Genomic DNA, 24,794 nt, shown 5'->3' with positions numbered 1-24,794 from the left:
ACGCGCAGCTCGAAACGGCTATTGAGCGGTCGTCGCGCGCATCGCCCGATATTCCCGTCTCACGATATCCATCAGTTCCGCGACCGATGTGTTCGCGCTGCGCTGCTCGTAAGTCACGCGGCCGCGCTGCATCAACATGATGCGATCCGCGATGTCCAGCGTCTGCGCATAGTTGTGCATGATCATGATGATCGAGAGGCCGCCCTTTTCCTTCAAACGCATCACGAGATCGATGATGAGCGCGGCCTCGCGCGCGCCCATCGCGGCGAGCGGCTCGTCGAGCAACAGGATTTTCGCGTTCGAATGCACCGCGCGCGCGACCGCGATCGCCTGACGCTGACCGCCCGACAGACGCTCGACCGGCAGATCGACCGAAGGCACATGTACGCCGATATCCTCGAGACATTGCGCCGCGCGCTCGCGCATCTGCTTGTGGTCGACGAGCCTGAACGGACCGCGCCGCACGATCTCGCGATTGAGGAACATGTTGTGATAAATCGACAGCGAATTCGCGAGCGCAAGGTCCTGATACACGCATTCGATGCCGAGCGCGCGCGCATGATCGACGGACTTCAGCAGCGTTTCCTCGCCGTGCACATGCAGCGTGCCGCTCGTCTGCTGATGAAAGCCCGTGAGAATCTTCACGAGCGTCGACTTGCCCGCGCCGTTGTCGCCGAGAATGCCGAGAATCTCGCCACGGCCGAGCGTAAGCGACACGCCGTCGAGCGCCGTCACCGCGCCGAAGCGTTTGACGAGCTTGTCGCCGCGCAGCGCGAGATCGGTGGCGGCTACTGCTTGCGGGTCTGCCATCACCGTGCTCCCTTGCGGCGAATGCGGCCGATGTGGATATTGAAGATCATCGCGGCGAGAATCGCGGCGCCGAGAATGATGTTGAACGTGAACGCGTTGATGCCGATGAGCGTGAAGCCATCGCTCAGAATGCCGAGCACCGCCGCGCCGAGCAGTCCGCCGACAATCGTGCCCGAGCCGCCCGTCAAGGGCGTCCCGCCGATCACGGCAGCGGCCACGGCGAGGAACATGATCTGATTGCCGCCCGCTTGCGGATCGATCGACGTGATGCGAAAGCTTTCGAGAATGCCCGTGAATCCGGCGAGCACCGCCGCGAGCACGAAATTGCCGAGCCGCAGCCGGTTCACATGAATGCCCGCTTCGCTCGCGCCGAGCGGATTCGCGCCCGCCGCCTGCGTGTGCAGACCCCAGCGCGTATGCCGCAACAGCACATGCATGACGAACGCGATCGCAACGGTCCAGATGATCTCGCTATAGCCCCACGCGCCCATCACGGCGGCGAATTCCGGCGAGCCCGGCGTCGCGGCGGGCGTGCCGCGCGAGACGGTCAGCGTGATGCCGTTGATGAGAAAGAGCGTGCCGAGCGTCGTCACGAACGAAGGCAGGCGCAGAAAGACCGTCACCGCGCCGTTCACGAAGCCGATGATCGCCGCGGCGATGAGCCCCGCGATCACCGCGAGCCACATCGGCGCGCCCGCTTCGTTCGCGAACACCATCATGAACGGCGCGAATGCGAAGACCATGCCCGCCGACAGATCGATGTCGCCGCCGATCATCAGCATGATCTCGCCGAACGCGATGATCGCGACCGGCGCGACATACTGCGAAAGGTTGACGAGGCTCGCGTTGCTGAACAGGAAGTCGTGGTTGATGAACTGGAAGTAAGCCGCGAGCAGCACGGCCACGAGGAGGATGCGCAACTCCGGCGCCCAATGCGACGCCCACGCACCGCGCGGACTGGCGATCCGCGCGGGCGTCGTTGCTTTACGGGGTTCGTTCACTGTGTTCATCAGGACTTGATGGCCCCTTTCATCGGCACGATTTGCGGCTTGGTGGTCTTGCCTTCATAACGCGTCGACGTGTTGAGATACGGCTCGACCGTATCCTTCGTCACGAACTTGAGACCGGTATTGATGTTCGCCGGCCCGACGAGCCCGCCCGACGCGAGGAACACGAACGCTTCCATCACCGTGTAGAAGCCCTGCACATACGGCTGCTGGTCGATGGTGAAATCGAGGAAGCCTTCGTGGATGAGCTGGATCGTCTGCGGCAACAGATCGAAGCCGCCGCCATGCACGCCCTTCGAAGGCAGGTTCGATTCCTTCATCACTTGCGCGACGCCTTGCGTGCTGCCGGCATCGACTGCGAACATGCCTTTCAGGTCCTGATGCCCGAGATAGAACGACTTGATCTTCGACAGTTCTTCGTTGACGGTCGCGCCCGTCGCAACGGTCTGAATGTCGATCTTCTTGCCGGATTTCTTGATCGCATCGCTCGCGCCGTCGAGACGCGGCTGAATGTTCAACTGTCCCGGCGTCGCGATGAAAAGCGCGACCATGCCGCTGTCGATCATGCTGGCGATTCGCTCGCCCATCTGATAACCCGACAGATACAGATCCTGTCCGATGTATGCGAGCCGCGGATTCGTCTTGCCGCGCGGCGCATCGGCGTTGTAAGCGAATACGGCAATGCCGGCGTCGAGCGCGGCCTGAATGGGCTTGTCGAATGCGTTCGGATCGACGATCGGCACGGCGATCGCATCGGCTTTCGCAGCGATCGCAGAATTCACCGCGCGCACCATTTCGCCCGCGTCGGACGTGGCCGAGCCGGTCCACTGATAGTCCATGCCGAACATGGAGCACGCATCCTGAATGCCGTATTGCGTCGGCACGAAGAACGGGTTCGTCGTCACATGATTGACGAACACGATCTTCCATTTCTTGTGCTGCGGAAACGCCGCTTCGGCCGCCTGCGCGGACGAGATCAAACCGCCGCCACCGGTCACGCCGCCCAGGAGCGACAGCGCCGCGCCGAGTCCCGCGCCCTGCATGATGCCGCGCCGGCCCGCGCTGATGAGCTTGCTGTCGTTTGCGTCGTCATCCCGATTCTGCGCCATGTGTTCCTCCGGTCTCTTCTTCGTTGGTCGATGGGTCGACTCATCGTCGATCGCTGTCAGATACTGGGTTTCACGGCACGTCATACACACGCGGCTTTCATGGATGAAAGAACGAAGCGTTGCGGATGACCATGCGAACAGTGCGAGAGGGCGATTCGAGAGCGCGGCGTTTTGAACTAGTAATTGGGACGACGAAGCCCGCGCGCTGACTTCAATAGACAAACTATATGCAGAGTGTTTTGACGTGGCGATTAGCGTTTTCCCGGTACGCCCCATCGATATAGTCATGCTATTTATAGGTCTTTCCCATCAAGTGATCAAAGCCATGAGCGCCCCAAAAGCCAAGCTCCGTTCGGCCGCGTGGTTCGGCACCGCCGACAAGAACGGGTTCATGTACCGGAGCTGGATGAAAAACCAGGGCATACCGGACCACGAGTTCGCGGGCAAGCCGATCATCGGCATATGTAATACGTGGTCCGAACTAACGCCGTGCAATTCGCACTTCCGCAAGCTCGCCGAGCACGTGAAGCGCGGCGTGTTCGAAGCGGGCGGGTTCCCCGTCGAGTTTCCGGTGTTCTCCAACGGCGAATCGAATTTGCGTCCCACCGCGATGTTCACGCGCAATCTCGCGAGCATGGACGTCGAGGAAGCGATACGCGGCAATCCCGTCGATGCGGTCGTGCTGCTCGTCGGCTGTGACAAGACGACGCCCGCGTTGCTGATGGGCGCGGCGAGCTGCGACGTGCCCGCGATCGTCGTCTCGGGCGGACCGATGTTGAACGGCAAGCACGAAGGACGCGACATCGGCTCGGGCACGGTCGTATGGCAACTCAGCGAGCAGGTGAAGGCGGGCAAGATTTCGATTCACGAGTTCATGTCGGCGGAAGCGGGCATGTCGCGCTCGACGGGCACCTGCAACACGATGGGCACTGCATCGACGATGGCGTGCATGGCCGAAGCGCTCGGCGTCACGCTGCCGCACAACGCCGCGATTCCGGCGGTCGATTCGCGTCGCTATGTGCTCGCGCATCTGTCGGGCATGCGTATCGTCGAAATGGCGCTCGAGGATTTGCGTCTGTCCAAGCTGCTCACGCGCGAGGCCTTCGAAAACGCGATTCGTGCGAACGCGGCGATCGGCGGATCGACGAATGCGGCGATTCATTTGAAGGCGATCGCGGGGCGCATCGGCGTGAAGCTCGAACTCGACGACTGGACGCGCATCGGTCGCGGCACGCCCACGCTCGTCGATTTGCAGCCTTCGGGTCGCTTCCTGATGGAAGAGTTCTACTACGCCGGGGGCTTGCCCGCCGTCTTGCGGCGTCTCGGCGAAGCGAACCTGATTCCGCATCCGGATGCACTCACCGCGAACGGCCACACGCTGTGGGAGAACGTGAAGGAAGCGCCGCTCTACAACGACGAAGTGATTCGCCCGCTCGACAAGCCGCTCGTCGCCGATGGCGGATTGTGCGTGCTGCGCGGCAATCTCGCGCCGAATGGCGCGGTGCTGAAGCCGTCGGCGGCGACGGCTGCGTTGCTGAAGCATCGCGGGCGCGCGGTCGTGTTCGAGAACTTCGACGACTACAAGCACCGTATCGCCGATCCCGATCTCGATGTCACGGCGGACTCCGTGCTCGTCATGAAGAATTGCGGGCCGAAGGGTTATCCGGGCATGGCGGAAGTCGGCAACATGGGCTTGCCGCCGAAGCTGCTCGCGCAAGGCGTGACGGACATGGTGCGCGTGTCGGATGCGCGCATGAGCGGCACCGCGTATGGCACCGTCGTGCTGCACGTCGCGCCCGAGGCACGCGCGGGCGGGCCGCTTGCGATCGTGCGCGATGGCGACTGGATCGAGCTCGATTGCGACAACGGCGTGCTACGCATCGACATCGGCGACGATGAAATCCGCGCGCGCCTCGATGCGTGGAACGCGGCGAAGAGCGAGATTCCCGAGGATAAAACGGGTTATCGCAAGCTGTACGTCGAGCACGTTCTTCAGGCCGATGAAGGTTGCGACTTCGACTTTCTCGTCGGATGCCGTGGCGCGGAAGTGCCGAAGCATTCGCACTAGCCGCTATCTGCGCGGCTTCCATGTGGCGATGGCGACGCCGAGCACGGCGACGCCCATCGCATACCATGCGGTCCCCGGCAGCACTTCGTCGAGAAAGAAGTACGACAGCACGGCGGCTGCCGGCGGCACGAAGAAGAACAGCGACGCGACTTGCGAGACCTTGCCCGCACGCGTCATCGCGAGCAGCAGCGTGATCGCGATCAGCGAATTGCCGACGACGAGATACGCGAGCGTCGCGATGAATGCCGGCGTCCATTGCACTTGCGTGTGCTCGAAGAGCAAGGCCATCGGCGCGCAAAACACGAAGCCGACGCTGTATTGCACGAGATTCGATGTCACCGGATCTTGCGCGGTCCCCAGGCGCTTTTCATAGAGCATCGCGGCCGTGATGCCGACGAGCGCGCCGATCGCCATCAGCACCGGACCGAGCGATTCCGCATGCAGCGGCCCGCGCGCGACGATCACGCCGGCCGCGCCCGCGAGCCCGAGCAGCAAGCCGATCCATCTGCGCACGCCGATGCGTTCGCCGACGAACTTCGGCGCGAGCACGCCGACGAGAATCGGCTGCAACGACACGATCAGCGCGAGCACGGACGTCGCGATGCCCGCGGTCATCGACAGATAACTCAGTCCGAAGTACATCACCTGCACGAGAAAGCCGACGACGCCGAGATGCAGCCACGCGCGCGCGTTGCGCGGCCATTGCGGACGCTTCACGGCGCATACCGCGAGCAGCACGCCGACGCTCAATGCGAAACGTATTGCGAGAAACGTCAGCGGCGACGCGTAATGCAGGCCGGTTTTCGCAATCGGAAAGCCGGCGGACCAGAGCAGCAAAAAGAGAATCGGACCGCCGGTCGTGAGCCAGCGGCGTTCGTTGTGCGTGCTGCGGTCTTCCTTCCGGCCGATGTGCGGCGCTTGCGCCATGTTCGCGTCCCCGTGCTTGTAAGCGGATGCTGTCAAAGTACCCGATTGTAGTGTCCGCGACGCTGCGGACGACAAGGACGGTTCGCCGATCGCGTCGCCTTAATCCGCGACATGCACGGCGACATCGGCGAGACTTTCCGCGATCCATTCGGGCGGCGGGGCGTCGGTGAAGAGCGCGTCGATCTGGCTGAGATGCCCGAGTTTCACGAGCGCGGCGCGGCCGAACTTCGAATGATCCGCAACGAGAAACACCGTGCGCGACTGCTCGATGATCGCCTGCGCCACGCGCACTTCCGCGATGTCGAAGTCCCGGAGCGTGCCGTCTTCCTCGATGCTCGAAATGCCGATGATCCCGAAGTCCACCTTGAACATCCGGATGAAGTCGACGGCCTGCTCGCCCACGACGCCCTTGTCGCGCGCGCGCACTTTGCCGCCCGCGACCATCAGGTCCGCGTCGGACTCGTCCGCGAGAATGTTCGCCACGTTCAGGTTATTCGTGATGACGCGCAGGCCCGTATGCTGGCGCAGCGCGCGCGCCACTTCCTCGGTCGTCGTGCCGAGATTGATGAAGAGCGTCGCGTGATTCGGAATCTCCGCCGCGACCCGCCTCGCGATGCGACGCTTCTCGTCGAGAAACATCTGCTGACGCGCCGTGTACGCGGCGTTCTCGGAGCTCGTCAGCGCGCTCGCGCCGCCGTGATATCGGCGCAGCAGGTTCCGATCGGACAGCCAGTTGACGTCGCGCCGGATCGTCTGCGGTGTGACGTCGAATTGCGCCGCGAGGTCTTCGATGGTCGCGAAGCCGTCTCGGGCGACGCGATCCAGCAGCGCGCGCTGCCTGCCGTTCAGTGCTTGGTCGGATGTCATCGAAAGCTGCTCGGAATCGCAAAAAAATGAAAATTATCGGATGCGCGCAGTGTACGACGAAAGCCGCCGCCGACCAACGCCGGCTCTGAAATTGCCGGTTCACATGCGCTCGAACAGTGCGTCCGCCATCTTTCCGTCGACGCCACGCGATGCTACGATGGTTGAAAACGAATATTCAGATTCGTATTCGAACATTCTCCGAACCGGCTGTCTGGAGTGGCCGCATGAGCCAGCGACGTTTTATCCTTGCCCTCGACCAGGGCACGACCAGTTCCCGCGCGATGCTGTTCGCCCATTCGGGCAGCGTGATAGCGAGCGCGCAGCGGGAGTTCGCGCAGCATTATCCGCAGCCGGGGCGGGTCGAGCACGATCCCGCCGACATCTGGCAGTCGCAACTCGCCGTCGCGCACGAAGCGATGCAGAAGGCCGGCGCGCGGGCTTCGGATATCGCCGCCATCGGCATCGCCAATCAGCGCGAAACCACGCTGCTCTGGGACCGGCAAACGGGCGCGCCCGTCGGACCCGCGATCGTCTGGCAGGACCGCCGCACCGCCGCGCATTGCGCCCGTCTGATCGAATCCGGCGCGGAATCGCTCATCGAAGAAAAGACGGGCTTGCGCATCGATCCATACTTTTCCGCGACCAAGCTCGCGTGGCTGCTCGACAGCGCGCCCGGCCTGCGCGCGCGCGCGTGCCGCGGCGAATTGGCGTTCGGCACCGTCGATAGCTGGCTCCTCTGGCAACTGAGCGCAGGCCGCCGCCACGTAACCGATGTATCGAATGCCGCGCGCACCGCGCTCTTCGACATCCGCGCAGGCGCATGGGACGACGGGCTGCTGGCGCTCTTCGATATCCCGCGCGCCGTGCTTCCCGAAGTCGTGGCATCGAGCGGAGCGATCGCCCATACCGACGCCGCGTTGTTCGGCGCGCCGATTCCGATCACAGGCGTCGCCGGCGACCAGCAGGCCGCGACCTTCGGGCAGGGCTGCGTCGAGCCGGGCCTCGTCAAGAATACCTACGGCACCGGCCTTTTCATGCTGATGAACACAGGCGCGCAGCCGGTCGCATCGCGGCATCGGCTGTTGACCACGATCGGCTGGGAATTCGGCGGGCAGCGCACCTACGCGCTGGAAGGCGCGGTTTTCATGGGCGGCGCGATCGTCCAGTGGCTGCGCGACGGCCTCGGGTTCATCGAAAGCGCGGCGGAAATCAGCGCGCTCGCCGCGCAATGTTCGTCGAGCGAAGGCGTCGTGCTCGCGCCCGCATTCGCGGGTCTGGGCGCGCCGTATTGGGATCCCTACGCGCGCGGCACGCTGCTCGGCATGACGCGCGGGACGAATCGCGCGCATATCGCGCGGGCCGCGCTCGAAGCCATCGCGTTCCAGACGGTCGATGTCCTCGACGCGATGGAAGCCGATGCCGGCATCGCCGTGAGCGAGCTGCGCGCGGACGGCGGCGCGTCGCAGAGCGACCTGCTGATGCAGATTCAGGCCGATCTGCTCGGCCGTCCCGTCGTGCGCCCGAGCGTCACGGAATCGACCGCGCTCGGCGCGGCCTGCCTCGCCGGACTCGGATCGGGCTTCTGGTCGAGCCGCGACGAAATCGCGAGCGCGTGGCCGCCCGCGCGCCGGTTCGAACCCGCGATGGCGTCGGCGGAACGCGCGATGCACATCGAGCGCTGGCATCGCGCGATCGATCGCGCCCGCGCCTGGGAACATCCCGCCGAAGAACCGCTTTCCACGGTCTGACATGAAAACGAACATGCCATCCGGACGCGCGGCGCTCTTGCGCGAAACAGATCAGACGCCGTTCTTCGATGTCGTCGTGATCGGCGGCGGCGCGAGCGGTCTCGGCACGGCCGTCGATGCGGCGTCGCGCGGTTATCGGACCTTGCTGCTCGAAGCGCGCGACTTCGCGAAGGGCACATCGAGCAAGGCCACCAAGCTCGTGCACGGCGGCGTGCGCTATCTCGCGCAGGGCAACATCCCGCTCGTTCGCGAAGCGTTGCGAGAGCGCGGACTGCTCGCGCGCAATGCGTCGCATCTCGTGCACGCGCTCGGTTTCATCGTTCCCGCGTACCGGCTCGGCGACAAGCTGACGTACGGCGCGGGCCTCAAGATCTACGACTGGCTCGCGGGCTCGCTCAACCTGCGCGCGAGCCGCAGCCTCGATCTCGCCGAAACCCGCGCGAAATCGCCGATGCTCGCCGAATCGCTGCACGGTCACGCGCTGCGCGGCGGCACGCTTTATTTCGACGGCCAGTTCGACGACGCGCGTCTCGCCATCACGCTGATGCGCACGCTCTTCGATCTCGGTGGCGTCGCGCTGAACAATGCGGCGGTGCGCGGCGTTCAGTTCGATCGCGCGGCGGGGCGTCATCGGCTGGAGGTGGAGGACGTCGAAAGCGGCGACCGGTTCGCGGTGAACGCGCGCTGCGTCGTCAATGCGACGGGCGTCTGGGTCGATTCGATCCGCGCGATGGCCGAGCCCGGCGCGCGCCCGATCGTCGCGCCGAGCCAGGGCGTGCATCTGACCTTGCCCGGCCGCTTCCTGCGCAGCGATAGCGCGATCCTCGTGCCCAAGACGCAGGACGGGCGCGTGCTGTTCATCGTGCCGTGGCACGGTCACGCGATAGTCGGTACGACCGACACGCCGCGTCACGACTTGCCGCTCGATCCGCGCGCGAGCGACGAGGACATCGATTTCATTCTCGCGACGGCTGCCGATTATCTGTCCGTCAAGCCGACGCGCGACGATGTCCTGAGCGTATGGGCGGGGCTGCGTCCGCTCGTGAAGAGTGACGGCGCGGCATCGACCGCGTCGTTGTCGCGCGAACATACCATCGAAATGAACGCGACCGGCATGATCACCGTGACGGGCGGCAAGTGGACCACGTACCGTCTGATGGCGCAGCAGGTGATCGATCTCGCCGTCTCGAAGCAACTGCTGAGCGCTGCGCCGTGCCGAACGGCGTCGTTGCCGCTGCATGGATCGACGGCGGAGCAACACGGCTACTACGGTTCCGATGGGGCAATCATCGATCGTCTGCCGGGCGCGCAAAACGTTCTGGTGAAGGCGAGCGGCCTGACCGAGGCGCAGACGCGCTTCGCGGCGCGGGCCGAACTCGCGCGCTGTGTCGAGGATGTGCTCGCGCGGCGGAATCGCGCGTTGTTTCTCGATGCCGCCGCCGCCCGCGATGCCGCGCCCGAAGTCGCCAGAATCATGGCCGAAGAACTCGGGCACGGCGCGCAATGGCAAGCGGAAGAAATCGCGCGTTTCGATGCGTTCGCGCGAACCTGGATGCTGTCGTAGCGGCGCGTCGATCAGAACGCGTGCCGGATACCGACCATCGCGACGAACTGCGACGGTCCCGACGAAGGCGACGCGTTCTGCGAATCGCCGACGACCGCCACGGCATTAGCAATCGCCACGCCGCCCGTTCCGCCCGACGCGATGAGCGACTGACCCCGCGCGTGCTGATACGCCTGCAGCGCATAGAACGTAGTGCGCGCCGACAGGCTGAACGTTTCCTCGAACGAAACCTGGTGATACTGCGCCGCATCGCCGATGCCGTTGGCCCTGCTCGCGCGCGTGTAGCTGTAGCCCGCCGCGACATTCACCGCGGGTGTGAACCGGTAAGTGGCGATGGCGCCGTAGCTGTTGAACACGGCTTCATCGGCGAAAAGCGAGCGCGAGCCCGGCGCATAGTGCACGTTGGAATAGTTGAGGCCGAGCATCAGATCGTTGTACGTGTAGCGCGCCGCCGCCGCGATCAGTTGCGCGCTTTGTGCGCTCGCGTAGCCGTTGTTCACCGGCGAGTTGATCGCGAAGCTCCCGAGCGCCGGGCTGGTCGCGATGTCTTTCAGCTTCACGTAGCCCGCCGCGATCGCGAAAGGCTTGTAGTCGTAGCGAAGCGCGGCACTGAAGTTGCTGCCGCTCGCGATGCTGCCCGGCGCGCCGCCGAGCGCGTATTGAACGCTGAACGCGAGACCCGCGATCACCGGCGACGCATACGTGACCGCGTTGTTGAAGCGCAACGTGGTGTCGAGGGCATCGACGTCGCCGGGATGCGCGCCGGTCGCGCCGGTCAGCACGCCCGTCGGTCCGAGCGCGCCGACCATGCTGAAGTAAGGCGTGTACTGGCGGCCGAGCGTCAGCGTGCCGTAACGCTCGTGGCTCAAGCCCGCATAGGCTTGACGATTGAACATCGCGTTTGCGCTGGCTTGCGCGCCCGTCAGCGAATTGAAGCCGCTTTCGAGCCGGAAGATCGCCTTCGTGCCGCCGCCGAGGTCTTCCGCGCCGAGAAGCCCGAACTTGCTCGCCTGCAGATTGCCCTGGCTCATGTAGACGTTGGACTGCCCGCGCTGGTTGCTGACATACGCGAACGCGTTATCGACGACGCCGTAGAGCGTGACGCTGCTTTGGGCCGTCGCCGTGCCGCTGAACAGGGCGACGGCGAGAGAAATGGACGTGAGGACGCCTGCGCGCGTCCGTGCGCGATTCAAGGACTTCATTGCTGATTACTTTCCCGTGAAGTGTTGAGGCTCAGTCTGCAAGACGCAGCGTGATATGACGCCAGCCGTCCGCGATGCGCTCGCCGGCCAGCTCGCCCGTCGCGCAGGTCGCGACGCGCGTATCCGATGCGGGCACGCTCACGCGGACTTCGTTCTGCACGCGCGGCATCGCGCCGTGGCGTTCTATCGTGATGCGCAGGCTTCGCGCATCGCTTTCGATGACGACGCGCCAGCGCCCGTGCACGCCGTCGCGCCACGCTTCGGTTTCGCCGTCGTCTTCGATGCAATCGCCGCGCGCGACGCCGGCGCCCGCGCAAGGCAACGCGATGAACGCGCGTTCATCGGCGGGACGCGCGAAGTGCTGCTCCGCGATGTTCAGCGGAATCACATGGCCTTCGCGGATCAGCATGACGGGGCGATCGTGCGGCGCGGGCAGCGTGACCGTTTGGCCGCCGTCGAAGACTTCGCCGCTCCAGTAGGACGACCAGCGCGCGCCCTTCGGCAGATGGATGCGTCGCTCGCTTTGCGCCGCCTCGACGACCGGCGCGACGAGCAGCGACGAGCCGAGCATCATGTCGTCGCCGTCTTCGAGGCAGAGCGGATCGTCGGGGAATTCGGCGAACATCGGACGGAGCACCGGTTCGTACGCGCGATGCGATCGCCACAGCAGTTGGTACAGGTACGGAATCAGCCGGTAACGCAGCTTGATGAGACCGGCGATGAGATGGGTAGTTTGCGGATACATCCAAGGCTCGTTGACGGTGCCGTCGTCGTTCCATGAGTGGATGGAAAAGCGCGGCAGAAAGATGCCGAACGCGACCCAGCGCGACAGCAGTTCAGGATCCGGCGCGGGCCCCGCGAAGCCGCCGATGTCATGTCCGCTGTTCGACACGCCCGACATCGCGAGACCGAGGCCCATCTTGAGATTGAAGCGCAGCGTGTCCCACGACGTGTAGTTGTCGCCCGACCACGTCTGCACATATCGATGCATGCCGACGCCGCCCGAGCGCGATACGAGAAACGGCCGCACGCCGGGCGCATGTTCGCGCTGCGCGTCGCGCGAGGCGCGCATCATCAGTTGCGTCTGCAGGACCTTGGCCTCGCGCGCCGGAAACGGCTCGCCGAAGCCGCGCGCGATTGCATCCGCGCTCCAGATTTCGAACTCGTTGTTGTCGTTCCACGTCGCGGCGATGCCGTGCGCGAGCAGGCTTTCCTTCACGCGCGCTTTCCACCAGTCGATGGTCCGCGGATTCGTGAAGTCGAGATACGCGCCGACTTCGTCCCAGAACTGCACCCACGCCGGTTCGCTGTCGCGCGTTTCGATCAGGAGACCGGCATCGGCGACGGAATCGAACAGCGGGTGATCCCGCAGCAGACACGGCTTGATGTTCGGACACAGCCGCACGCCTTCGCGCAGATAGCTCGTCACGAAACCGTCGATATCGGGAAACTTGTCGCGATTCCAGTTGAACACGTAGCGCTTGCCGCCAATCGACGTATAGCCCGACGAAAGATGGAACGAATCGCACAGGATGTCGTGCTCGCGGCATCGGTCGATGAATTCGGCCATGCGCTTTTGCGCGTCGGGGGCGTCGGTGTAGCTCATCGTCGAGCCGGAGTAGCCGAGGCCCCACTTCGGCATCCACGCGGGACGACCCGTCAGCCATGTAAAGCGGCGCACGGCGTGAAGCGGCGTGTCGGGCGACGCGATGAAGTAATAGTCGAGATCGCCGTGCTCCGCGATGAAGTGCCGATAGTGCCCGTGATAGTTGTCGAGCTCGCGGCCCATGTCGAAGCGGCAATCGGCGAGCGTGTCGTAGAAGAGACCGAAGCCCGTCGATGTCTCCGGCTGCCACGTCACGTAGAACGGAATGTGCTTGTAGAGCGGATCGGTCGTGCGGGCGTTGTAGCCCATCGCATCGACGTTGCGCATCTCGTAGCTTTGATTCGCGCGGTCGAGCGAACCCGCGCGTTCGCCGAGTCCCACGTACATTTCGCCCGGCTTGCGCGCGATGTAGTGATACACGCGCTCGTCCCACCAGCCGAAGTTGTACGCCTGCGTCTTGCGATCGTTCATGACGTGATGCCACTGGCGGTCGCGCACGATTTGCCACGAGCAGAAGCCGCCGTCGAGCGCAATCGTCAAGCGGATCATCGCTGTCTCGATGACGACGTGTTGCTCATCGTCCGACATCGTGAACGGTGCGCTCGCGAAGCCGCTCGTATCGTAGCGGTCGCGTCCTTCGAGCGGCACGTCGTCCTGTCCGGGCGCGATTGCCCAGGTGCGCGGCCCGCGCAGCTCGCCGTGCGGCAAGACCAGCACGCGGATGATGTCATCGGCGAGGACGAACAGTTCGATGCCCGCGCCATCGGCGGAACTCAGCGCGACGCGGTTGTCCGTTCGCTCCGAAATCGCGAAACGCGGACGATTCTTCAAGTTGGCCATGATGTGTCTCCCGTTCATTCGATCTCAGGCGGCCCGATGCGCCGCGCCGGGCGGATTCGCGTCGCTCGTCACGCCGCGCATCAGCACGACGAGCAGCGCCGCGCCGATCAGGTCGAACGCGCCGAGCGCGGCGAAGAGCGGCGTGAAGCCCACCGAATCCGCGAGCGCGCCGACGACGAGCGAAAAGCCCAGTCCGCCGATCCACGCCGCCATGCCCGCGAAGCCCGCGGCGGTGCCGACTTCGCCGGGCTCGAAGACATCGGCGGCGAGCGTGTTGACGAGCGCCGAGATCATCTGATGCGCGAAGCCGCCGACGCAGAACAGCGCGATGGCTTCATACGGCGACGCGACGAGCCCGATGCACGCGGGCCCGATCATCATGAACGCGCCGAGCACGACGCCCGCGATGCGCGACGCGATGAGCGGCACGCGGAAACGCTTCATCAGAAACGGCGAAAGATAGCCGCCGAACAGCCCGCCGAGATCGGCGGCGAGAAACGGCAGCCACGCGAACATGGCGATCTGCTTGAGGTCCATGTGACGCTCGGTCGCGAGATAGAGCGGAATCCAGAAGCTGAAGGTTTGCCACGCGGGTTCGGCGAAAAAGCGCGCCTGCGCGATGGCCCAGAAGCGGCGCGTGCCGAGCACTTCGCGGATGCGGCGTTGCTCGCCCGGGCGGTTCGTCACGGGCGTTTGCCCTTCGATGATCGCGTTCTTCTCCTGCTCGCCGATCTTCGGATGCTCGCGCGGCCCGCGATACAGCCAGTACCAGAACGCGGCCCAGACGAAGCCCATCGCGCCGGTCACGACGAACGCGCTTTGCCATCCGTAGCGCAGCGAAAGAAAGACGACGAGCGGCGGCGCGAACAGCGAGCCGAGCGACGTGCCGGCGTTGAAGTAGCCGACCGCGACCGACTTCTCGCGATTCGGAAACCATTCGGCGACGACCTTCATCCCCGCCGGAATCGCGACGGCTTCCGAGAGGCCCATGAGTCCGCGCAGCGCCGCGAGCGACATCCAGCCGCCGGCGAGCGCGTGCGCCATGCCGGTCGCGGACCAGAGGCACGCGAACAGCGCGAAGCCGAGCCGCAGCCCGATTACATCGATGATGAGTCCGCACACCGGCTGCATGATCGTATAGCCGACCTGAAACGCGGCGACGACATAGGAATACTGCTGCGTGCTCATGTTCATGAGCGTTTTCAGCTCGGCGGCCATGACGCCGAGCGCGTTGCGCGAAAGATAGTTGACGATCGTGCCCGCGCAGACGAGCGCGATGATCCACCAGCGCAAGCCGATGACTGTTTTCAAGATTGAGTCTCCGTTGTTCTCGACGGGCGATGAGCGGCGGCGCGCCGTGCCCTTTCTGTTCGGCTATCGCGATGATCGAATTCGAACGTTCGGCATCGAAAAGCCGGTTCAATCCTACTCTCGGCGACCGAAATTTATCTCAATTGCGACAAATAGTTTCGTTTCAGCGTTCGGATGTTCGTTTTCGATCATGTGGCGTCGAGCCAATGCGCAAGCCCCGGGCAAACGCCTACGCCCGATTTAACCGGCCATTACCCTTTGCGCGCGCGGCTTCCTAAACTTCACTAAAAAGGGGAGGCGCTCATGTCAAAGCTCATTCACACGATGATTCGCGTGCAGGACCTGCAACGCTCGCTCGATTTCTACGAGAAGGCTTTCGATCTCGGCGTCGCGCACCGGCTGGACTTTCCGGACTTCACGCTCGCCTATCTGCGCAACGACGAAACCAACGCCGAGCTCGAACTCACCTGGAACAAGGGACGCGCCGAGCCATACACACATGGCGACGGCTACGGCCACGTCGCGGTGAGCGTGCCGGATGCGAAGGCGGAGCGCGAGCGTCTGATCGGCCTCGGTCTCTCACCCAACGACGTGCGCGAATTCAAGAACGACGACGGCTCGCTCATCGCGCGTTACTTCTTCATTCAGGATCCGGACGGCTACAAGATCGAAGTTCTCGAACGGCATGGACATTACGAATAGTCAGATAGTCAGCGGCATCACGCGGGACCACACACATAAATAAGCTGTTGCAGTGCCCCACAAGGAGAGAGACATGCGAGACACGATCATCCCGATCGTCGCGCAGCGGCGCGCGCACGACGGTGAAGAGCATCACGACCACGACGACATCGCCGCGCCACCGAACATCGCACTGACGCGACGCGAATTTCTGCGCGGCACCGGCGTGCTGGTCGGCACCATCGCGGCGACCTCGATCTTCGCGAGCCTCGCGCCGAGCCGCGTCTGGGCGCTCGAAATGCAGGGGCTCGACACGCATCAGGGCGAAGTGCTGCTGCAAGTCACGCGACAGATCTATCCGCACGCAACACTCGATGACGCCGTCTACGCGCTCGTCGTCAAGGATCTCGACGCCAAGGCGAAAGCCGATCCCGCCGTGCGCCAGCAACTCGCCGACGGCGTCGCGCAGCTCGACGCCAAAGCCGGCTCCGACTGGACGAGGCGCGGCGCGAACGACAAGGCGCAGGACGTCGCCGCGCTCGCGGGCACGCCGTTCTTCAACACCGTACGCAGCACGGCCGTCGTGTCCCTGTACAGCAACGCGCTGGCGTATCAGCACTTCGGCTATGGCGCATCGAAGGGCGATGGCGGCTATCTCTATCAGGGTTTCAACAACCTGTCATGGCTGCCCGATCCGCCTCTCGCGAACAGCGGTCCGATTCCGAAAGACAGCTAACCCATTCGAGCGATCCGACGGAAAACGGAGACAGACATGTACACGGACAACAAGGTGCAGTTCAGGCACAACGACGATCACGTCGTGGTGATCATCGGATCGGGCGCGGGCGGCGGGACGCTCGCCAACGAACTCGCGCAGAAGGGCGTCGACGTGGTCGTGCTCGAAGCAGGCGCGATGCACACGCAAGGCGATTTCGCGACGGAAGAGTGGAGCGCGTTCAAGCAGCTTTCATGGCTCGACAATCGCACGACATCGGGCAACTGGCGCGTCGCGAAAGATTTCCCCAACCTGCCCGCGTGGATCTGCAAGACCGTGGGCGGCACGACGGTCCACTGGGCGGGCGCGAGCCTGCGCATTCAGCCGCACGAGTTCAAGGCCAAGACGACTTACGGCGACGTGCAGGGCGCCAATCTGCTCGACTGGCCGGTGACGCGCGCGGAGCTCGATCCCTACTACGACCGCGCCGAAAAGAAGATGGGCGTCACGCGCACGAACGGCAATCCGGGCCTGCCGGGCAACAACAACTTCAAAGTGATGTCGGCGGGCGCGGCGAAGCTCGGCTACAAGGAGTGCAACACCGGCCATATGGCGATCAACAGCACGGTCCGCGACGATCGCACGCACTGCTTTCAGCGCGGCTTCTGCTTTCAGGGCTGCCGCATGGGCGCGAAGTGGTCGACGCTCTATACCGAACTGCCGCGCGCGCAGGCGACGGGCCGCATGGAATTGCGCCCGCAATCGCATGTCGTGAAGATCGAGCACGATGCGCGCGGCAAGGCGACGGGCGTCGTCTATTACGACAAGGACGGCAAGCTGCAACGGCAGAGGGCGCGCGTCGTCGCGGTGGCGGGCAATGCGATCGAGACGCCGCGGCTCCTGCTCAACTCGCAGTCGAGCAAGTTCCCCGATGGCCTCGCGAACGGCTCGGGCCAGGTCGGCCGCAACTACATGCGGCACACGACAGGCTCGGTCTACGGCGTGTTCAACGACAAGGTCGAGATGTTCAAGGGCACGACGATGGCCGGCATCATCGAGGATGAATCCGTGTTCGATCCGAAGCGCGGCTTCGCGGGCGGCTATCACATGGAGACGCTTTCGCTCGGGCTGCCCTTCTATGCAGCGTTTCTCGACCCCGGCTCGTGGGGGCCGAACTTCGCGGCGGCGATGGATCAGTATCAGTACACGGCGGGCATGTGGATCGTCGGCGAGGACATGCCGCGCGAACAGAACCGCATCACGCTCAACACCGACGTGAAGGATCAGTACGGCTTGCCGGTGCCGAACGTCCACTTCGACGATCATCCGAATGACGAAGCGATGCGCCAGCACGCGTACAAGCAGGGCAGCGCGGTGTACGAAGCGGCGGGCGCGAAGGCGACGTATCTCGTGCCGCCGTATCCGTCGACGCACAATCTCGGCACCGCGCGCATGAGCGCGAAAGCCGCCGACGGCGTCTGCAATTCGCATGGCCAGACGCACGAAGTGGCGAACCTGTTCATCTCCGATGGCAGCCAGTTCACGACGGGCGCGGCGGAAAACCCGACGCTCACGATCGTCACGCTGGCGATCCGTCAGGCCGACTACATCGCCGGCCAGATGAAGCAGCGCAGGGTTTGACGTGATTGCCGATGATCGCGTAGCGGAGTAGTTTGTTCGGTCGGCCGTCGTGCGACGAGCATGGCGGCCCGTTTCCTGGAGATCAACGTCATGTGTCGGGTGTACATCAACGCCGATCCGATCCTTTATGAATCGCGCACGCGTTCGCTGCGCATTCATGGTGTGATCACTACCGTCCGGCTCGAAAATCTCTTCTGGGACGTGCTGCACGAAATCGCCGGGCGCGAAAATCTCACGACGAGCCAGTTCGCCGTCAAGCTCTACGACGAACTGATGGCGCTGCGCGGCGAAGCGCCGACCAACTTCGCGTCGTTTCTGCGCGTGTGCTGTTTGCGCTATCTGTCGATGCGCGAGGCGAAGCAGGCGGCCGAAGGCGAGGCGGCGGGCGCGGTGGCCCTGCGTGTGCTGAAAGCGGGCTAGTTCGACGCATTCCTCATTGAACGCGAGCGCGCCGGGCGTCGGCGTGCCCCTTTCCGTCAGCCAAAGCGATGGTGACATCGGCCAAGCGCCGCCCGCCGTCCCATTCAGCATCTAGCATCCTGTTCGACCGACAACGAACGACGACGCATCCGCGGTGATGCACGCCCGGACGCCGTTTGCCGCGGAGTCTCGAGCATGCTTTTCAATTCCTATTCGTTCATCTTCGCGTTTCTTCCCGTGGTTTTCGTCGGCGCGTTTCTGCTCGGGCGCTATAGCCATCGGCTCGCTGCGCTCTGGCTCGGGCTGGCGTCGCTTTGGTTTTATGCAATATGGACGCCACGCTTTGTCGTGCTCTTGCTCGGTTCCATCCTGTTCAACTATGCCGCCGCGTGGTGGATCGGCAGGGAAAGCGAAAGGAAAAGCGGCCATCCGAAGCTGATTCTTATCGGCGCCATAACGATCGATCTGGGTCTGCTCGGCTACTATAAATACGCCAACTTTCTCATCGATTCATCGAATCATCTGCTGGGGATGAATCTTGCGGCGCTCGACATCATTCTGCCGTTGGGAATCTCGTTCTTTACGTTCACGCAGATCGCCTTTCTCGTCGATGTCTATCGCGGCATCGCGCGCGAATACAACTTCGTCAACTACTTACTGTTCGTCACGTATTTCCCGCATCTGATCGCAGGACCGGTGCTGCATCACAGTCAGATGATGCCGCAGTTCGGCAATCCGAAAACCTTCCGGATGAATCCGGAGAACATATCCGCCGGATTGACGGTTTTCGTGCTGGGGCTCGCGAAGAAAGTTCTGATTGCAGACACGCTAGCCAAAGGCGCCGTGCCGCTTTTCAGCGCGGCGAGGGCGGGCGTGCCGCTGACTTTCTTCGAAGCCTGGACGGGCGCGCTCGCGTACACGCTCCAGTTGTATTTCGACTTTTCCGGCTATTGCGATATGGCCGTGGGCATCTCACTGCTCTTCAACGTCAAACTTCCGATCAATTTCGATTCGCCCTATAAGGCGGCCAGCATCATCGACTTCTGGCGGCGCTGGCACATGACGTTATCCGCGTTTCTGCGGGATTACCTGTATATACCGCTCGGCGGAAGCAAACACGGCGGCCCGCTGCGCCGCTACGTCAATCTGATGATAACGATGTTATTGGGCGGCTTGTGGCACGGCGCCGGATGGACGTTCATCGCGTGGGGCGGATTGCATGGCGCGTATCTGATCGTGAATCACGGCTGGCGCGCCGTGTCTCCGCGTCTGGGAATAGATGGTTCGAGCCGGTTCGCGCGAATCGCAGGCGTAGCGCTGACCTTTTCAGCCGTCGTCGTGGGATGGGTTTTCTTCAGGGCCGAGAACTTTCAGACCGCCTGGAACATGCTCGCGGGCATGGCGGGTTTTCACGGTGTTTCGCTACCCGCGTCTTTGGAACGGCATATCGCTCCCGTTCTCGGTTCGAAGCTGCGTTTCGACGGCTTTCTGCCATCCGTCGGCATTCCGTCGATGGTGTTCGTCACGCTGCTGTTCGGCTTCGTTCTCGTGTGGGGATTCCCGAACCTGCAGCGTTTGCTGGAGCGCTACAGGTCGGCTGAACTTTCATTCACGCGCGTCCGGAACCGGATATTGCCGCGCCGGGTCGACGCCACGTTATTGGCCGCAAGTCTTTCGGCGTTGCTCTTTTTCGTCGTGGTTCTGGCTATTGGATCAGCGGGTCCATCGGAGTTTCTCTATTTCGAGTTCTGACCATGACGTATCTGAAAATCTTCGCGACGTCGCTGGCCATTATCGCGATCGCCTGGTTCTCGGCGGCATTGATGCTCGCGCCCGCGCCAATTGCCGGCGAGTATTGGGTACGGGAAATGACGGTCGTGAAGCGGAGCATCGCGCAGCATTACAAGGGACAGCGAAAGCTGATCGTAGCGGCCGGATCGAACGTGCTTTTCAGCGTGGACACGACGCAACTGAGCAAGGATCTCGGCATTCCGGTTTTGAATTACGGATTTCACGCGGGACTCGCGCTCGATGAAATTCTTGGCGAAGTGACGTCCGTCGCCGAGAACGACGACACCGTGATTCTCGCACTGGAGCGCGAATACTATTGCGACGATGCCAGCAAGGAGAATGCCACCTGGAGAGCGCGAAACGCCATCGCCTGGGATCACGACCGCTGGCGGACGTGGTCGGTATTCCGGCGGCTGGACGCAATTACATCGATGGGTCCTGGACTCATCTTCGAACTCGCGCAGGCTCGAATTCGCGAGACATGGTTTCCGAAATCCATCGAAGACAGGCTTCGCGCATTTCACGATCAGGAAATCGTGACGAGATTCATCGATGCGCCGCCGCCGACATCATTCGCCTATTCCGCGTATCACCTCGACGGCCTGGGCAACATGCAGCAGATCGATGGCTCGAATTACACGGGACGTCCGGAATCGGCGGAACAGGAAACGGAAATCTGTCCGGATAGCTTTCTCGTGCTGAAGCGATTCGTCCATGCGATGCACGACAAGGGCGTGTCGGTCTACTTCGCCAATACGCCCTATGTGCAGACGAGCACGACGCGCGCGGATCGGGTCGAAGAGGCATCGAAGCAATTCGCCAGCGCCATTTCTCCGCTCGGAACCGTGCTCGACGACCGGAACCAGCTTCTCTTCAACCGCAAACTGTTTCTGAACACCGACCTCCACATGAACACCGAAGGCAGGACATTGAGAACCGGATTGCTCGAAGACTCGATCAAAAGCCATCCCGCATTGAAGCAATGGCTCGACTTGCGATGAACGCGAAGTTATCGCGAGCGGCTATCGGCAGGCCATAACTTCCTTTTTCGAACCAGGAGACAATGCGAAGCGGGGGTATCTGCGAATTTTGCGCGTTGCTGGCACGATTTCCGTCACGCTGCTAGATTACCGTGCAACAGAATCGTTGATCGAGAGACTACGATGCCTGACAAATCCGCTTCCCCGCGTTCGCCTCTTCCCGCGCTGATCCTCATCGCGGCCATCGTCGCCGTGCTGGTCGCGGCCTTCGCCTACACGGCGGGCTGGCTCACGCCGAATCGCCTCACACCGGCGAAGATCGTGGGCAGCCTCGCGCCACCGGGCGGCGCGGTGCCGGGCTTCAGACGCAATCATGCGAAGGGCATCTGCTTCAGCGGCGATTTCGAATCCAACGGCTCGGGCGCGGCAATCTCCAAAGCCAGGATGTTCATGCCGGGTACGTATCCCGTCACGGGGCGCTTCAATCTCGCGACGCCGGACCCGAAAGCATCGGATGCGATGGCGCGCGTGCGCGGCCTGAGCCTGCGCATCGTGATGCCCGACGGCAGCGAGTGGCGCTCCGCGATGATCGATGCGCCGTTCTTCCCCGTTGCGACACCGCAGGCCTTTTTCGACCTGCAACGCGCGCTCGCGAACAAGAGCGATCCCGAGTCGATGCAGAAGTTCGCCGCCGCGCACCCGGAGATCGCTGCGTTCGGCGCGTGGGCCGGCAGTGCGCCGTGGACGGCATCGTATGCGGACGAGCGTTACAACAGCCTCAACAGCTTCGTCTTCACGAACGCGGAGGGACAGGATCAGACGGTGCGCTGGTCCTTCATTCCCGCCGCGAAGCCCGAGACGCTGACGCCGGACGAATTGAAGCAGAAGGGCGCGAATTTTCTCGATGCCGAGATCACGCAGCGCGTGCAAGGCGCGCCGCAACGCTGGGCGATGGTCGTCACCGTCGCGAATCCCGGCGATCCGACCGCGGACCCGAGCAAGGCGTGGCCGGAAGACCGGCATACGGTCGAAGTGGGCACGCTCGTCGTGAAAGCCATCGAGCCGGAGCCGGACGGTCCTTGCCGCGATCTCAACTTCGATCCGACCGTGCTGCCCTCGGGCATGCGCGTATCGGACGATCCGTTTCCTGCCGCGCGCTCGGCTGCCTATTCCGTATCGTTCAATCGACGCACCGCCGAGGACAAGGCCTATCCGCACACGCCTTCGCAAGGAGCGCAGCAATGAACGCGATCAACGAGCGGTTCTCGCCGCTGCAACGCGCCCTGCACTGGATCATGGCGATCTGCATTCTGTCGATGCTGTTCATCGGCGTCGGCATGGTGTCGACGGTGAGGCCGGACTATCTGACGCTCGTGTCGATACACAAGCCGCTCGGCATCGCGATACTCGTGCTCGCGCTGATCCGTCTCGCCGTGCGAATCGCGCGCGGTGCGCCGCCGCTGCCCGCGAACATGCCCGAGCCGATGAAGCTCGCCGCGCATCTATCGCACTATGCGTTCTATGCGTTGATGATCGCGCTGCCATTGCTCGGCTATGGCATGTTGTCGGCGGCGGATTATCCGGTCGTGATAGGCGGCTATCGCCTGCCGTCACTTTTACCGCATAGCAATTCGTTGCACACGCTGCTCTGGAACGCGCATCGGTTCCTCGCGTTGTGCTTCTTCGCGCTGATCGTCGTGCATCTCGCGGCGGCGCTGTTTCATGCGCTCGTGCGTCGCGATGGCGTCTTTCACGCGATGGCGCCGTGGAAATAGACGCGCACGTTCAGGGGCGCCGCTGCTGCACGACTTGGGCGAGCGCCCGCACGCCCGGCTCGATCAGCTCCGCGCGTATCGCTGAAAAACCCATGCGGAAGCATCGCTGACCATCGGCGGGATCGGCGAAGAACACGCTGCCCGGTTCGATGAGCACGCCGAGCGCTTGCGCGTCTTTCGCGAGACGCGTCGCGTCGAGCCACGGCGGACCTTCGACCCAGCACGAAGCGCCGCCCGTCACGTTCGATGCGCGCAATTCCGGCAGATGCGTGGCGAGCGCATCCATCAGCACTTCGGCGCGTTCCTTGTAGACGCGCCCGAGCTTGCGCAATAGCGTGTCGTGATGACCGAGCGCGAGAAAGGTCGCGAATGCGCGCTGGATGTACGCGGCCGGATGACGAATCATCAGACGGCGCAGCGCGCGCAGCTCGCGTATCAGCTCGCGCGGCGCGACGATATAACCGAGCCGTAGTCCTGGCGCGAGCGTCTTCGACAGCGAACCGATATAGACGACGCGCTCTGCCGTATCGAGGCTCTTCAACGCGGGATGCGGCGTGCCCGAGAACGTGTTCTCGCTCTCGTAGTCATCCTCCACGACGATGAAATCATGCTTCACCGACAGGTCGAGCAACTTGCGTCGCCGCTCGATGGGCATCGTGACGGTCGTCGGACATTGATGGCTCGGCGTGACATACACGTAATCGCAAGGCGCGATCACGCTTTCATCGTCGATGACGGCGCCGTCTTCGTCCACCTCGAGCGGCACGATTTGCGCGTTGTGATGCTGGAAGATGTTGCGCGCATCGGGATAGCCGGGGTTCTCCATGCCGACTTTCGTCTGCGTGCCGCACAACAACGCGCCGATGAGATAGAGCGCCTGCTGGCAGCCGTTCGTGACGACGATCTCTTCGGGCATCGCGAAGACACCGCGACGCGGCAGCACGCGCGTGCGTATTTGTTCGACGAGCGTTTCGTCGTCGCGTTCGATGAGATCGGGCGCCCAGTTGCGGATTTCCATCACCGACAAGCCGTGCATGCAGCTCTCGCGCCAGTCGCTCGTCGGGAAGAGTTCGGTGTCGAATTGCCCGTAAATAAAGGGATATTCGTAACTCTGCCAGTTCGACGGCTTGACGATATTGCGTTGATGCGACGGGGCGTGCCGGATGCGCGCGCTCCAGTCGGGATGACCTTGCTGCGTCTCGATGCTCGATGTTTCCGCGACGCCCGCTGCGGTGAAGCCGCGTTGCAACTCGTCGGTCGCAGGATTCACGAAATGGCCGCTGCGCTCGCGCGAGACGAGATAGCCTTCCTCGACGAGTTGCTGATACGCGAGCACGACGGTGTTGCGCGACACGTTGAGCTGATCGGCGAGTTCGCGGCTCGAAGGCAAGGCGGAATCGGGCGCGATATGACCGCTCAGGATCGCATTGACGATCATCTGGCGGATCTGGTTTTGCAGGCTCATCCCCGAGACCCGCGAGCGCTCGAAGAGCTGCGCCCAAAGCATCGCGGTAGGACGGATGGGCATGCATGTCTCCTTGTGGAACGTTTATTGGATGTGTCGATATTACGTGGGGCTTGCCTGTCGCGCCAGTTGAAAAATAGCCCGAAGGCAGACGAGCTGTTAGCCGCGAATCCGTTCGCGCGATGACGCTGAAGTAAAAAATGATCCCGGATAGCGGATGCGGCGCGACGATTGAATAGAATCGCCTGCGTTTTCTCACGGATGACG

General features: G+C 63.3%; 20 protein-coding genes. 11 read left to right on the top strand and 9 right to left on the bottom strand.

Annotation, left to right across the window (positions count from 1 at the left end; genetic code table 11):
• Nucleotides 1–18: 18 nt before the first annotated feature.
• The 3 genes from NCS03_RS28550 to NCS03_RS28540 are packed head-to-tail and all read right to left on the bottom strand — an operon-like array spanning nucleotide 19 to nucleotide 2,926.
• Nucleotides 19–810, bottom strand: a complete 792-nt coding sequence (locus tag NCS03_RS28550) for an ATP-binding cassette domain-containing protein (protein WP_175980310.1) — start codon at nucleotides 808–810, stop codon at nucleotides 19–21.
• Nucleotides 810–1,820: an ABC transporter permease gene (locus NCS03_RS28545; protein WP_008346099.1), complete on the bottom strand. Its 1,011-nt coding sequence runs from the start codon at nucleotides 1,818–1,820 to the stop codon at nucleotides 810–812. The genes NCS03_RS28550 and NCS03_RS28545 overlap by 1 nt, the downstream gene beginning before the upstream one ends.
• Complete coding sequence (locus tag NCS03_RS28540) at nucleotides 1,820–2,926, bottom strand: sugar ABC transporter substrate-binding protein (protein ID WP_250530301.1); 1,107 nt, start codon at nucleotides 2,924–2,926, stop codon at nucleotides 1,820–1,822. The genes NCS03_RS28545 and NCS03_RS28540 overlap by 1 nt, the downstream gene beginning before the upstream one ends.
• 325 nt (nucleotides 2,927–3,251) lie before the next feature.
• On the opposite strand from NCS03_RS28540, the gene NCS03_RS28535 reads away from it, so the two are divergent.
• On the top strand, nucleotides 3,252–4,994 hold the full coding sequence (locus tag NCS03_RS28535) for an IlvD/Edd family dehydratase (protein WP_008346097.1): 1,743 nt from the start codon (nucleotides 3,252–3,254) through the stop codon (nucleotides 4,992–4,994).
• A 3-nt stretch (nucleotides 4,995–4,997) separates the two neighbouring features.
• On the opposite strand, the gene NCS03_RS28530 is transcribed toward NCS03_RS28535, so the two are convergent.
• A complete protein-coding gene (locus tag NCS03_RS28530) occupies nucleotides 4,998–5,921 on the bottom strand; it encodes a DMT family transporter (RefSeq protein WP_250530300.1) in 924 nt (307 codons plus the stop codon).
• Nucleotides 5,922–6,020: 99 nt separating this feature from the next.
• The gene (locus NCS03_RS28525) at nucleotides 6,021–6,788 is read right to left on the bottom strand and encodes a DeoR/GlpR family DNA-binding transcription regulator (RefSeq protein WP_008346095.1); all 768 of its coding nucleotides are present in this window, start codon (nucleotides 6,786–6,788) and stop codon (nucleotides 6,021–6,023) included.
• Nucleotides 6,789–7,012: 224 nt separating this feature from the next.
• Here NCS03_RS28525 and glpK point away from each other — a divergent pair, with 224 nt between their 5' ends.
• Entirely contained in the window at nucleotides 7,013–8,536 is a 1,524-nt protein-coding gene (gene glpK / locus NCS03_RS28520; protein ID WP_175980313.1) for a glycerol kinase GlpK, read from the top strand.
• Between the two features lies 1 nt (nucleotide 8,537).
• A complete protein-coding gene (locus NCS03_RS28515) occupies nucleotides 8,538–10,100 on the top strand; it encodes a glycerol-3-phosphate dehydrogenase/oxidase (RefSeq protein WP_502799965.1) in 1,563 nt (520 codons plus the stop codon).
• Nucleotides 10,101–10,111: 11 nt separating this feature from the next.
• Here NCS03_RS28515 and NCS03_RS28510 read toward each other — a convergent pair whose 3' ends face one another.
• Genes NCS03_RS28510 through NCS03_RS28500 form a run of 3 tightly spaced genes read right to left on the bottom strand, consistent with a single transcriptional unit; the run spans nucleotide 10,112 to nucleotide 15,059 of the window.
• Nucleotides 10,112–11,302: a porin gene (locus NCS03_RS28510; RefSeq protein ID WP_250530299.1), complete on the bottom strand. Its 1,191-nt coding sequence runs from the start codon at nucleotides 11,300–11,302 to the stop codon at nucleotides 10,112–10,114.
• 31 nt (nucleotides 11,303–11,333) lie between these two features.
• Nucleotides 11,334–13,748 carry a glycoside hydrolase family 31 protein gene (locus NCS03_RS28505; protein WP_250530298.1) on the bottom strand — a complete coding sequence of 805 codons (2,415 nt, stop codon included), beginning with the start codon at nucleotides 13,746–13,748 and terminating at the stop codon, nucleotides 11,334–11,336.
• Between the two features lie 24 nt (nucleotides 13,749–13,772).
• Entirely contained in the window at nucleotides 13,773–15,059 is a 1,287-nt protein-coding gene (locus NCS03_RS28500) for an MFS transporter (protein WP_250530297.1), read from the bottom strand.
• A 303-nt stretch (nucleotides 15,060–15,362) separates the two neighbouring features.
• On the opposite strand from NCS03_RS28500, the gene NCS03_RS28495 reads away from it, so the two are divergent.
• The 8 genes from NCS03_RS28495 (at nucleotide 15,363) to NCS03_RS28460 (ending at nucleotide 23,062) form a co-directional block, all read left to right on the top strand.
• Nucleotides 15,363–15,761 carry a VOC family protein gene (locus tag NCS03_RS28495; RefSeq protein ID WP_008346085.1) on the top strand — a complete coding sequence of 133 codons (399 nt, stop codon included), beginning with the start codon at nucleotides 15,363–15,365 and terminating at the stop codon, nucleotides 15,759–15,761.
• Between the two features lie 73 nt (nucleotides 15,762–15,834).
• Nucleotides 15,835–16,476: a twin-arginine translocation signal domain-containing protein gene (locus tag NCS03_RS28490; protein ID WP_008346083.1), complete on the top strand. Its 642-nt coding sequence runs from the start codon at nucleotides 15,835–15,837 to the stop codon at nucleotides 16,474–16,476.
• 36 nt (nucleotides 16,477–16,512) lie between these two features.
• A complete protein-coding gene (locus NCS03_RS28485; protein ID WP_008346081.1) occupies nucleotides 16,513–18,096 on the top strand; it encodes a GMC family oxidoreductase in 1,584 nt (527 codons plus the stop codon).
• A 90-nt stretch (nucleotides 18,097–18,186) separates the two neighbouring features.
• Nucleotides 18,187–18,516, top strand: a complete 330-nt coding sequence (locus NCS03_RS28480; protein ID WP_250479381.1) for a ribbon-helix-helix domain-containing protein — start codon at nucleotides 18,187–18,189, stop codon at nucleotides 18,514–18,516.
• 195 nt (nucleotides 18,517–18,711) lie between these two features.
• Nucleotides 18,712–20,268 carry an MBOAT family O-acyltransferase gene (locus tag NCS03_RS28475; protein WP_250530296.1) on the top strand — a complete coding sequence of 519 codons (1,557 nt, stop codon included), beginning with the start codon at nucleotides 18,712–18,714 and terminating at the stop codon, nucleotides 20,266–20,268.
• Between the two features lie 2 nt (nucleotides 20,269–20,270).
• Entirely contained in the window at nucleotides 20,271–21,308 is a 1,038-nt protein-coding gene (locus NCS03_RS28470) for a hypothetical protein (protein WP_250479348.1), read from the top strand.
• A gap of 162 nt (nucleotides 21,309–21,470) precedes the next feature.
• A complete protein-coding gene (locus NCS03_RS28465) occupies nucleotides 21,471–22,532 on the top strand; it encodes a catalase family peroxidase (RefSeq protein WP_175980319.1) in 1,062 nt (353 codons plus the stop codon).
• A complete protein-coding gene (locus NCS03_RS28460; protein ID WP_008346072.1) occupies nucleotides 22,529–23,062 on the top strand; it encodes a cytochrome b in 534 nt (177 codons plus the stop codon). The genes NCS03_RS28465 and NCS03_RS28460 overlap by 4 nt, the downstream gene beginning before the upstream one ends.
• A gap of 10 nt (nucleotides 23,063–23,072) precedes the next feature.
• Here NCS03_RS28460 and pdxR read toward each other — a convergent pair whose 3' ends face one another.
• Nucleotides 23,073–24,590, bottom strand: coding sequence for a MocR-like pyridoxine biosynthesis transcription factor PdxR (pdxR, locus tag NCS03_RS28455; RefSeq protein ID WP_250441608.1), 1,518 nt, complete (start codon nucleotides 24,588–24,590; stop codon nucleotides 23,073–23,075).
• Nucleotides 24,591–24,794 lie beyond the last annotated feature (204 nt).

The organism is Caballeronia sp. ATUFL_F1_KS4A, from assembly GCF_023630905.1.
GTDB lineage: Bacteria > Pseudomonadota > Gammaproteobacteria > Burkholderiales > Burkholderiaceae > Caballeronia > Caballeronia zhejiangensis.
Note: the sequence above shows the minus strand (reverse complement) of the source record. Positions and strands in the feature narration are given on the sequence as shown.